Here is a 9,443-nt window from a genome sequence, read left to right as displayed (position 1 = left end):
GGGATGGTTGGGTTGCAGCCGGGTGGCCAGCGTGCATCCCGCGCCGCGCGATCACCGTCCGCTGGCCACCGCGCTCGGCACCGACACGGTGCATTTCGGGCAGCCCGCCGACCGGATCCACTACCGGCTCCCGCGCACCCAGCCCCGCCCGCACGATCCCTATCTCCGCCGGATCATGCAGGCGTCCGCGCAACGGGCCATCGACGATGCCCGCCCGATCCGCGGCTGGCTCGAAACCTTCCGCGCCACACTGCGTCTGGAAGCGGCGGGCGGGCACGCGGTGCCGGTCGCGGCCCTCGCCACCCGGCTCGCGATCGGCGACCGCACCCTGCAACGCCGCCTGGCCGAGGCGGGCACCTCCTGGAGCACGGAGCTCGCCGCGGTGCGCCGCGACCAGGTCACGCATCTGCTGCGCAACACCAGCCTGACCGTGCAGACCATCGCCCTGCGCACCGGCTACAGCGACGCCCGCGCGCTCAGCCGCGCCTTCGACGGCTGGACCGGCCAGTCCCCGAGCGCGTATCGCCGCGCCCACCAGACGAATTGAGCAGCACGACACCGACCAGCCCGCCCCACAGGGTGAGGGTGTCGAACGCGATCCGTTCCGACACCCCTGCCCCGAGCCCGAAATGGCCTCTCGCGAAAAGAAACACCCCGCCGATCACCGAAAGCGCCACGGCCGCAACGGTGCCGAGGGCCAGCGACCGGCTGCGCCGGGCGACCTCCGGCGTGATCAGCACCATGCCGAGCAGCTGCACCAGCCATTGCAGCACCGCGATGGAGTCGTGCGCCTGCGCCCGGATATCCCAGGGCGCCAACCCGATTCCCGCGATGCCGACACCGGCGAGCGCCAGCAGGACGCATCCCGCCCGGAACGCCCGGCCCCGCCACCACCGCGCCCAGCCCAGCGCACCGGCCGCCATGAGCAGCCCGGTGACCACGAACATCACGTTCTGGACCAGATGATCGGGCGAGCAGACCGACCGCGCGAGCCCGTCACGATCGGTGTATTCACCGCAGCGGGTGATCCCCAGATCGCTGATGTAGTTGTCCGACAGGCGGTATCCTCCCGGCCACGCGAGCGCCACCACGAGCGAGACCGGAAAATACAGCAACGTCAGCAACCAGCAGACCGACGTCACCCGCGACAGCCGGACACGCACCGCAAGCGTGGTCGGGTCCGAGGACACGATCAGAACATCGCGCCGTTGGCGCGGATCGTCTGCCCCGACACCCAGCCCACCTCGTCGCTGACCAGCCAGCCGACCACCGGCGCGGTGTCCGACGGCAGCCCGAGCCGCCCGTGCGGATTGTGCAGCGCCGCCGCGGCAATGGATTCGGGCGTCTCCGCGCCGCGGAAGAAGTCGTCGTCGACCGGACCGGGCGCGACCGCGTTCACGGTGATCCCGCGCTCGCCCAGTTCCTTGGCCGCCGCGACCACCATGCGCTCCACCGCCGCCTTCGACCCCGAGTACAGCCCGTAGGTGCCGGTCATGATCGAGGTGAGCGTGGTGGACAGCACCACGTACCGCCCGTTGTCGGCCAGATGGCGGGCCGCGGCGCGCAGCGTGTTGAACGCGGTGCGGGTGTTGCGCACGATCAGCTGGTCGAAGTCGTCGTCGGTGGTGTCGGCGATCGGCTTCTTGATGACCCGTCCCGGCACGTGCACGACGATGTCCAGCTTGCCGTGGCGCGCAACGACATCCGCGAACAACGCGTCGACCTCGGCAGCCGAGGCGGCGTCGGAGCGCCGCGCCTCGGCGGTCGCGCCGAGCTCTTCGAGTTGCGCCAGAGTCTGCTTGGCGGCCTGCTCGTCACCCTGATAGGTGACGATGGTGACCGCACCGCGCGCGGCGATATTCCGCGCGAATTCCGCGCCCTGATTGCGCGTGCCGCCGATGATCAGCGCCACCTTGCCTTCGAGGTCCCGAGTACCTTGCGACATCAGTCGGTTCCCTTGTCTCTCTGCGGGTTTCGAACCTCGCCCATCCTGTCACCGGGGGCGGGCCGAGCCCAGGACCGATCGTGTCAGCAGGTAACCGAGGACGTCAGGGGGCGGCGGCACAGAACGGCTGGCAGTTGGCGGCGGGAGCCGGCGTCTTCGGGGCGGGGTCGTGGAATTTCGCGTGGCTCACCAGCATCGCGAGCGCGATCACGCCCGCCAGGATCAGACCGGCACTGATCCAGGCCACCGCCCAGTTCTGGCGGCGGACGGTGACCAGGATGGTGCCGTCGTCGCCGACCAGGACGGTGCCCAGCGGCGGCCCGGATAGCGGACCGAAGAACGAACTGCCCCAATTGAATCCGAGAGTCGGAGGCACGGCTGACCCCAATCCTGAGCGCACACGGACATGGACATACAGCGGCCCAGAGTACACTCCGACCCAATTAATAGCTATATGCTATTTGAGCAGATTATCGGTAGTTTTTACCGGTATGTCCGATGTATTCCGTTCCCGCAAAAGGACATACGCGACAACTCACTTACCGACGTACGCGGCCAGGTGCTCACCGGTCAGCGTGGAACGCGCTTTCACCAGATCGGCGGGCGTCCCCTCGAAGACGATGCGGCCACCGTCGTGACCGGCCCCGGGACCCAGATCCACGATCCAGTCCGCGTGCGCCATCACGGCCTGATGATGCTCGATCACAATGACCGATTTGCCGGAATCCACCAGCCGGTCCAGCAATCCGAGCAGATTCTCCACATCCGCGAGATGCAGCCCGGTGGTCGGCTCGTCGAGCACATACACCCCGCCCTTCTCCCCCATGTGCGTGGCCAGCTTCAACCGCTGCCGCTCACCGCCCGACAGCGTGGTCAGCGGCTGCCCGAGGCTCAGATACCCCAGGCCCACCTCCGACAGATGCTTCACAATCTTGTGTGCCGCGGGGATCTTCGACTCCCCCGTGTCGAAGTATCCGAGCGCGTCGTCCACCGGCATGGCCAGCACCTCGCTGATATCCCGTCCGCCGAGCTTGTACTCGAGCACCGCCGCCTGGAACCGCTTGCCCTCGCACTCCTCGCACACGGTCGCGACCCCGGCCATGATGGCCAGATCCGAGTAGATCACGCCCGCGCCGTTGCACGCCGGACACGCACCCTCCGAATTCGCGCTGAACAGAGCGGGTTTCACGCCGTTGGCCTTGGCGAACGCCTTACGGATGGGATCCAGCAGCCCGGTGTAGGTGGCCGGATTGCTGCGCCGCGAGCCGCGAATCGAGCCCTGATCGACCGAGATCACGCCCTCCCCCGCCGGAATCGACCCGTGCACCAGCGAACTCTTGCCCGATCCGGCCACCCCGGTGATGACCACCAGCACGCCCAGCGGAATATCGACATCCACCTTCTGCAGGTTGTTGGCGGTGGCCCCGCGAATCTGCAACGCGCCCTTGGCCTCGCGCACCGAATCCTTGAGCGCGGCCCGGTCGTCGAAGTGCCGCCCGGTGATGGTCCCGCTGCCGCGCAGCCCCTCGACGGTGCCCTCGAAACACACTGTCCCGCCGCCGGATCCGGCGCCGGGACCGATGTCGACGATGTGATCGGCGATCGCGATGGTCTCCGGCTTGTGCTCTACCACCAGCACCGTATTGCCCTTGTCACGCAGTTGCAGCAGCAGATCGTTCATGCGCTGGATGTCGTGCGGGTGCAGACCCACGGTCGGCTCGTCGAACACGTAGGTGACATCCGTCAGCGCCGACCCGAGATGCCGGATCATCTTGACGCGCTGGGCTTCTCCACCCGACAGCGTGCTCGACGACCGATCCAGGCTCAGATACCCGAGCCCGATCTCCACGAACGAATCCAGCACCCCCTGCAGCGATTCCAGCAGCGGCGCAACGGATTTGTCCTTCAGCCCGCGCACCCATTCGGCCAGATCGCTGATCTGCATGGAACACGCGTCCGCGATGCTGATCTTATTGATCTTCGACGACCGCGCCAGCTCCGAGAGCCGGGTGCCGTGGCATTCCGGGCAGATCTGGAAGGTCACCGCGCGCTCCACGAACGCCCGCACATGCGGCTGCAGCGAGTCGATGTCCTTGGACAGGAACGACTTCCGGATCTTGGGGATCAACCCCTCGTAGGTCAGGTTGATGCCCTCGACCTTGATCTTGGTCGGCTCCTTGTGCAGCAGATCCGCCAGCTCGCGCTTGTTGTACTTCTTGATCGGCTTGTCCGGGTCGAAGAATCCGCTGCCGATGAAGATGCGCCCGTACCAGCCGTCCATGCTGTACCCGGGAATGGTGAACGGCCCCTCGCGCAGCGACTTGCTGTCGTCGTAGAGCTGCGTCAGGTCGATGTCGTTGACCGCGCCGCGACCTTCACAGCGCGGGCACATACCGCCGGTGACCGAGAAGCTGCGCCGCTCCTTGACCTGCTGGCCGTTCTTCTCCACCGTCACCGCGCCCGCCCCGCTGATCGAGGCCACATTGAACGAGAACGCCTGCGGCGAACCGATATGCGGGCTGCCCAGGCGGCTGAACAGGATGCGCAGCATGGCGTTCGCGTCGGTGGCGGTGCCGACCGTGGAACGCGGATCCCCGCCCATGCGCTGCTGATCCACGCTGATCGCCGTGGTCAGCCCCTCCAGCACATCCACCTCGGGCCGCGCCAGGTTCGGCATGAACCCCTGCACGAAGGTGCTGTAGGTCTCGTTGATCAGCCGCTGCGATTCCGCGGCGATGGTGTCGAACACCAGCGAGCTCTTCCCCGAACCGGACACGCCCGTGAACACGGTGAGCCGCCGCTTGGGCAGCTCGACCGAGACGTCCTTGAGGTTGTTCACCCGCGCCCCGACCACCCGGATCAGGTCGTGACTGTCGGCGGTCGGGGTGCTCGGGGCGGACTTGCTCGTGGCCATGCGGGTCTCCATCTGTGTCGGGCGGTCCGGTCGGGGCGGAGCGCAGGTCAGGCGACCTGCTGAATGCGGACGAGGTTGCCTGCGGGGTCGCGCACCGCGAAGTCCCGCACGCCGTAGGGCTGATCGGTGGGTTCCTGCACGATCTCGACCGCGTCGAGGCCCTGCAGGGATTCGAAGGCGGCGTCGGCGTCCTTGGTGGCCAACAGAATTCCGCCGTAGGTGCCCTTGGCCATCATCTCGACGATGAGCTTGCGCTCGTCCTCGGTGATGCCCGGGTCCACGGCCGGCGGATGCAGCACGATGGAGGTGCCCGGCTGATCGGGCGGGCCGACGGTCAGCCAGCGCAGCCCGTTGTAGCCGACATCCTTGCGAAGTTCGAAGCCGAGCGCGTCGCGGTAGAAGGCCAGGGCGGCCTCGGCGTCGGTGTGCGGGAGGAAGCTCGCGTTGATGGTGATGTCCATGCTGATCAGGCTAATTGCGGAGAACTTGCCGGGGCTTCTCGATTCCTGATCGGTCTGGTCACCTGTTTCTCCACGCAGGACGGCAGCCCCTCGGGCGCGTCGGCCATCTGCTGCTTGTAGACGCTCGGCGGGACACCGACCAGTTCGGTGAAGCGCGTGCTGAAGGTGCCCAGCGAGGACGCGCCGACCGCGAAACAGACGTCGGTGACGCTCATTTCACCCATCCGCAGCAGCGCCATCGCCCGCTCGATGCGCCGGGTCATCAGATAGGAGTACACCGATTCCCCGTAGGCGGCCTTGAACTGCCTGCTCAGATGCCCGGCCGAGATGTGCGCGTCGCGGGCGAGCGCCTCCACGTCCAGCGGCTGCGCGTACTCCCGGTCGATGCGATCGCGCACGCGCCGCAGCCGCGCGAGATCACTCAGACGCTGTTCCTCGGCGGGCCTACTGGTCACTTGACGATGGTCCCACGCTGCACCGACAGCGTCGCGACAGGCGTGCCCGGCATTTTCGGGCTACCGCTCGAACGATCTTTCCGGTAACAGTTTTGATCAAACATGAGACAGTACGTGTCGGGGAGGCCGGTTCGTCCGGAATCCGACCACCAACCACTAGCTACTGTGGCCGCGCGTGGCCCGAGGGACTGGAACCACCAACTCTGATGAAGCTCTCCGCACTACGTAACCGGACCGCGCTGCGGACCGCCGCCGTCGCGCTCTCCGCGGCCCTGTCGGTGGCGCTGGCCACGGGTACCGGCTCCGCCGACCCGGACCCCGCCAAGCCCTCGGCGATCACCTCGCTCATCAAGGACGGCAAGGCCTGGCATCTGAAGGTCTACTCGGCCGCCATGGGCCAGGACATTCCGATCGACGTGCAGCGTCCGGTCGACGAGTCGCAGCCCGCGCCGAACCTGTGGATGCTCAACGGGCTCGACGGCGGCCTCGGCACCGCCAGCTGGACCGCGCAGACCAATGCCCTCGGCTTCCTGGCCGACAAGCAGGTCAACGTGATTCAGCCGATCGGCGGCCGCGGCAGCTACTACACCGACTGGATCAAGGACGACCCGCAGCTGGGCCGCAACAAGTGGACGACGTTCTTCACCCAGGAACTGCCGCCACTGCTGGACGCCGCGCTGGGCTCCACCGGTCTCAACGCGCTGACCGGTCTGTCCACCTCCGGCACCTCGGTGCTGCAGCTGGCCGAGGCCGCGCCGACGCTGTGGAAGTCGGTGGCCGCCTACAGCGGGTGCGCGCAGATCGCCGACCCGATGGGCAAGCAGTTCCTCAAGTTCGCCGTGGAGACCTGGGCGGGCGGTAAGACCGAGAACATGTACGGTCCCGACGACAGCCCGCTGTGGGCCGCCAACGACCCGGTCATCAATGCCGAGAAGCTGCGCGGCATCAACCTGTTCATCTCCAGCGGCAGCGGCATCCCGGTGATGAAGGACGTGGAGTACTACACCAAGTCCGCGCCCGGCCCGCAGGGTGACGTCAACCTGGCCCTGGGCATGGTGATCGAGGGCGGCGTCGACGCCTGCACCCACAACCTCAAGAACAAGCTGGACTCGATCAATATCCCGGCCACCTACCAGTTCGATCCGGTGGGCACGCACTACTGGCCGTACTGGGAGAACGCGCTGCACAACTCGTGGCCGATGCTGGCCGCGGGCATGAACGTTCCCGCCTGACACAGTGACTCGGAGCGCCGCATCTCCTATGGGAGATGCGGCGCTCTCGTCATTCCAGCGCGCGTTCGGCCGGAATCATCATGGATCCCGGCCGAGAACATGCCGGGATGACGGGAGAAACTCAGCGCGTGGCCGAGTCGCGCACGCTGACCGGGGTGCGCGAAATCCGGCCGCCCAGGCGCTCGTTGACCGCGAAGCCATGCCGTCGACACCAGGTGGCCAGGCGCGGGACCGCGGAGTCGTCGTCGCGGAAGGTCGGCACGAGCTGACCGACGATGTAGAGGTGATGGGCGTCGGCGGCCCGGCACAGCTGTTGCAGCACCGCGGTGCCCAGACCGGTGCCGCGCAATTCCGGATGCACGGTGATGTTGTCGAGTTTCACCGTGTCGGCGTAGATGTCGAACACCACCTCGACGAGCGGATCGCTGCGGTGCAAGGCGGCGATGTCGAACGGGACCGGTCGCAGCACACCGGGCAGGTGATCGGAAAGCCGTTGCCGCGCGGCCTCGTCGGGGGCGGTGCGGGTGAGTTCGAGGAGTTCCTCGGTGAGGTCGGCGACCGCGACGCGATCACCCACGGCGGCCAGGGGGCGGGCTGTCTCGGCGGCCTTGCGCAGCGTCTGCGCGTGGCGGGTCCAGTGCGGTGCGGTCGGCTCGTAGCGCTCGATCAGCTCGGTGAGGGTGTCCTCGAGGCAGAGCGCGGTGCCGAGGCTGCGCACGTACGCGCCGGAGAGCGCGCCCCAGCGGTGATCGTCCGCGCCGACGCCGTGCACGGCCAGTTCGCGGATCAGGGCGTCGCGGCGGCCGGTGGCGCGCGAGACCGGGGAGCCGGGCAGCAGTTGCAGCCAGCGGTGCCAGCCACCGAGATTGGCGCGGATGCGGGTACCCGCGATGTCGGCGCTGGCGTCGAGATAGTTGCACAGAGCTTGCCGTCGCTCGCGCAAAAGCTCACCGGCACGCTCGTCGGCGGGCTCGGCGGGCGGCGTCTGACCCTCGCTCATAGCGACCTACGCTAGCGTCCAGTTCACTCGGCGCTGGTCATCGGCACGCAGAAATCGCGCTACCAGGGGTTGTGGACGCGCGCGGCATCGGGAACAACACCCGAGCCCGGACCGAAAGCGCCCGGCATCGATGTTTGCTGCGAGGCAACCAGATCGAGGTCGGTAACCCGGTCCAGCAGCGAACGCTCGTAGCGACCCGCCTGCTGGCGCGACCACCCGGTCTGCTGCCGCAGTGCCTTGCGGGCGTTGCGGCGGCGTTGTTAGGTGAGCAGCGGCGCCAGCCCGGCCTCACTGCCCACGCTGCGGGCGGCGGGACGGGCGATGAGTTCGCGGAACCACCGCCGCTCGGTCTGCAACACCCAGGCGTAGGCGAGGGCGAAGATAACCAGATCGATGAGGATCGGCAGATAGGTCGACAGCAGGGCCGGGCCGGGCGGGCGCGGGGCGTCGAAGAGGAAGTGCATGGTGAACGCCAGCGCGTAGAACAGCGCGAAAACCCCGATCCGCCAACCCCACGACCGGTCGGTCCGAATCAGCAGCAGGACGATGCCGACCCCGGCCAGCGCCGACATCGCCCAATGCGAGGTGAGCGCGGTGACCAGCCGCAGCACCGCCACCAGCAGCACGTCGACCACCGGATCCTGCGGCGAGGTCAGCGCGGTCTGGGTGCTGTAGAGGCAGTCCTCGGCGATCTGCGCGCCCAGCCCGACCGCCGCGCCCAGCAGCAGCCCGTGCATGGGTCGGGTCAGCCGGGCGCGGAACAGGACCGCCACCACCGCGATGCCGATGGCCTTGATGTACTCCTCGTCGATGGGCGCGGTGATGGCCGCGCTCCAGCTGATGGCGAAGCGGTCGCCGAACAGATTGGTGATGGTCCGGCTGAGGTGGTCGTTGGCCCACATGGCCAGCCCGGTCCACACCGTGGCGCCCCAGATCGCACCCATGACCATCGGGGCGACCAGATGGCGGCGAGCCCGGAAAGGGTCCAGCGCGAACAGGATTCGGCCGATCACCAGCAGTGTGACGGCGGTGATCGGCAGCGCGGCCAGCGCCGGTGCGCCCGCGAACCACACCTGCCCGGCGGCCTGCAGCACGAACAGCAGCGGCCCGGCGACGACGGCCAGGCAGTACACCCAGAACAGCAGCGAGCGCGGCGGGAACCAGGTCATGCCTCCACCGCCTTCGCCGAGGTGAGGATGTCGGTGATGAGCTGGATCCCGGCCTCGCGGGTGGATCCGGTGGCGGTCACGGTGACCGCCACGTCCCCGCTACTGGCGACCGCGCACACTCCGCCGGTGCTGTCGGGCAGCACGCAGGTCAGCCCCTGGAAGTCGCCCGCCTCGACGATGCCGCCGTCGAAGCGCACGGTGACCCCGGCGGCGCGCAGCGGCAACAGCAGTCGCGGTGCGGCGGTGTCGAAGTCGGTGATCCCGTCA

At 68.0% G+C, this 9,443-nt stretch carries 11 protein-coding genes; 2 read left to right on the top strand and 9 right to left on the bottom strand.

The features are described from left to right. On the top strand, nucleotides 1-547 hold a 547-nt coding region (locus ACWELQ_RS27685), incomplete at its 5' end, for a helix-turn-helix domain-containing protein (protein WP_452399971.1). Here ACWELQ_RS27685 and ACWELQ_RS27680 read toward each other — a convergent pair. From ACWELQ_RS27680 to ACWELQ_RS27655, 6 genes are all read right to left on the bottom strand, one after another. Further along, the gene (locus ACWELQ_RS27680) at nucleotides 477-1,190 is read right to left on the bottom strand and encodes a DUF998 domain-containing protein (RefSeq protein WP_452399970.1); all 714 of its coding nucleotides are present in this window, start codon (nucleotides 1,188-1,190) and stop codon (nucleotides 477-479) included. The genes ACWELQ_RS27685 and ACWELQ_RS27680 overlap by 71 nt on opposite strands. A gap of 2 nt (nucleotides 1,191-1,192) precedes the next feature. Beyond that, the gene (locus ACWELQ_RS27675) at nucleotides 1,193-1,945 is read right to left on the bottom strand and encodes an SDR family oxidoreductase (RefSeq protein WP_452399969.1); all 753 of its coding nucleotides are present in this window, start codon (nucleotides 1,943-1,945) and stop codon (nucleotides 1,193-1,195) included. 103 nt (nucleotides 1,946-2,048) lie between these two features. Next, the gene (locus ACWELQ_RS27670; RefSeq protein WP_452399968.1) at nucleotides 2,049-2,321 is read right to left on the bottom strand and encodes a hypothetical protein; all 273 of its coding nucleotides are present in this window, start codon (nucleotides 2,319-2,321) and stop codon (nucleotides 2,049-2,051) included. A 159-nt stretch (nucleotides 2,322-2,480) separates the two neighbouring features. Further along, entirely contained in the window at nucleotides 2,481-4,859 is a 2,379-nt protein-coding gene (locus ACWELQ_RS27665; protein WP_452399967.1) for an ATP-binding cassette domain-containing protein, read from the bottom strand. 47 nt (nucleotides 4,860-4,906) lie between these two features. Continuing rightward, complete coding sequence (locus ACWELQ_RS27660; RefSeq protein WP_452399966.1) at nucleotides 4,907-5,320, bottom strand: VOC family protein; 414 nt, start codon at nucleotides 5,318-5,320, stop codon at nucleotides 4,907-4,909. A gap of 5 nt (nucleotides 5,321-5,325) precedes the next feature. Then, entirely contained in the window at nucleotides 5,326-5,775 is a 450-nt protein-coding gene (locus ACWELQ_RS27655) for a helix-turn-helix transcriptional regulator (protein WP_452399965.1), read from the bottom strand. Between the two features lie 206 nt (nucleotides 5,776-5,981). Here ACWELQ_RS27655 and ACWELQ_RS27650 point away from each other — a divergent pair, with 206 nt between their 5' ends. After that, on the top strand, nucleotides 5,982-7,007 hold the full coding sequence (locus tag ACWELQ_RS27650) for an alpha/beta hydrolase (protein ID WP_452399964.1): 1,026 nt from the start codon (nucleotides 5,982-5,984) through the stop codon (nucleotides 7,005-7,007). Between the two features lie 121 nt (nucleotides 7,008-7,128). On the opposite strand, the gene ACWELQ_RS27645 is transcribed toward ACWELQ_RS27650, so the two are convergent. The 3 genes from ACWELQ_RS27645 to ACWELQ_RS27635 all read right to left on the bottom strand — a co-directional run. Continuing rightward, nucleotides 7,129-8,007, bottom strand: a complete 879-nt coding sequence (locus tag ACWELQ_RS27645) for a GNAT family N-acetyltransferase (RefSeq protein WP_452399963.1) — start codon at nucleotides 8,005-8,007, stop codon at nucleotides 7,129-7,131. 260 nt (nucleotides 8,008-8,267) lie between these two features. Then, a complete protein-coding gene (locus ACWELQ_RS27640) occupies nucleotides 8,268-9,176 on the bottom strand; it encodes a PrsW family glutamic-type intramembrane protease (RefSeq protein WP_452399962.1) in 909 nt (302 codons plus the stop codon). Next, a partial coding sequence (locus ACWELQ_RS27635; protein ID WP_452399961.1) for a hypothetical protein occupies nucleotides 9,173-9,443 on the bottom strand: 271 nt, incomplete at its 5' end. The genes ACWELQ_RS27640 and ACWELQ_RS27635, both read right to left, overlap by 4 nt.

The organism is Nocardia sp. NPDC004722, assembly GCF_053601505.1.
The sequence above is the reverse complement of the archived record's forward strand: the minus strand, read 5'-3'. Positions and strand labels throughout refer to the sequence as shown.

Coding starts and splice junctions, on each gene's coding strand:
- ACWELQ_RS27675 (WP_452399969.1), bottom strand. CDS start 1,945: ATGTCGCAAGGTACTCGGGACCTCGAAGGCAAGGTGGCGCTGATCATC.
- ACWELQ_RS27665 (WP_452399967.1), bottom strand. CDS start 4,859: ATGGCCACGAGCAAGTCCGCCCCGAGCACCCCGACCGCCGACAGTCAC.
- ACWELQ_RS27660 (WP_452399966.1), bottom strand. CDS start 5,320: ATGGACATCACCATCAACGCGAGCTTCCTCCCGCACACCGACGCCGAG.
- ACWELQ_RS27650 (WP_452399964.1), top strand. CDS start 5,982: ATGAAGCTCTCCGCACTACGTAACCGGACCGCGCTGCGGACCGCCGCC.
- ACWELQ_RS27645 (WP_452399963.1), bottom strand. CDS start 8,007: ATGAGCGAGGGTCAGACGCCGCCCGCCGAGCCCGCCGACGAGCGTGCC.
- ACWELQ_RS27640 (WP_452399962.1), bottom strand. CDS start 9,176: ATGACCTGGTTCCCGCCGCGCTCGCTGCTGTTCTGGGTGTACTGCCTG.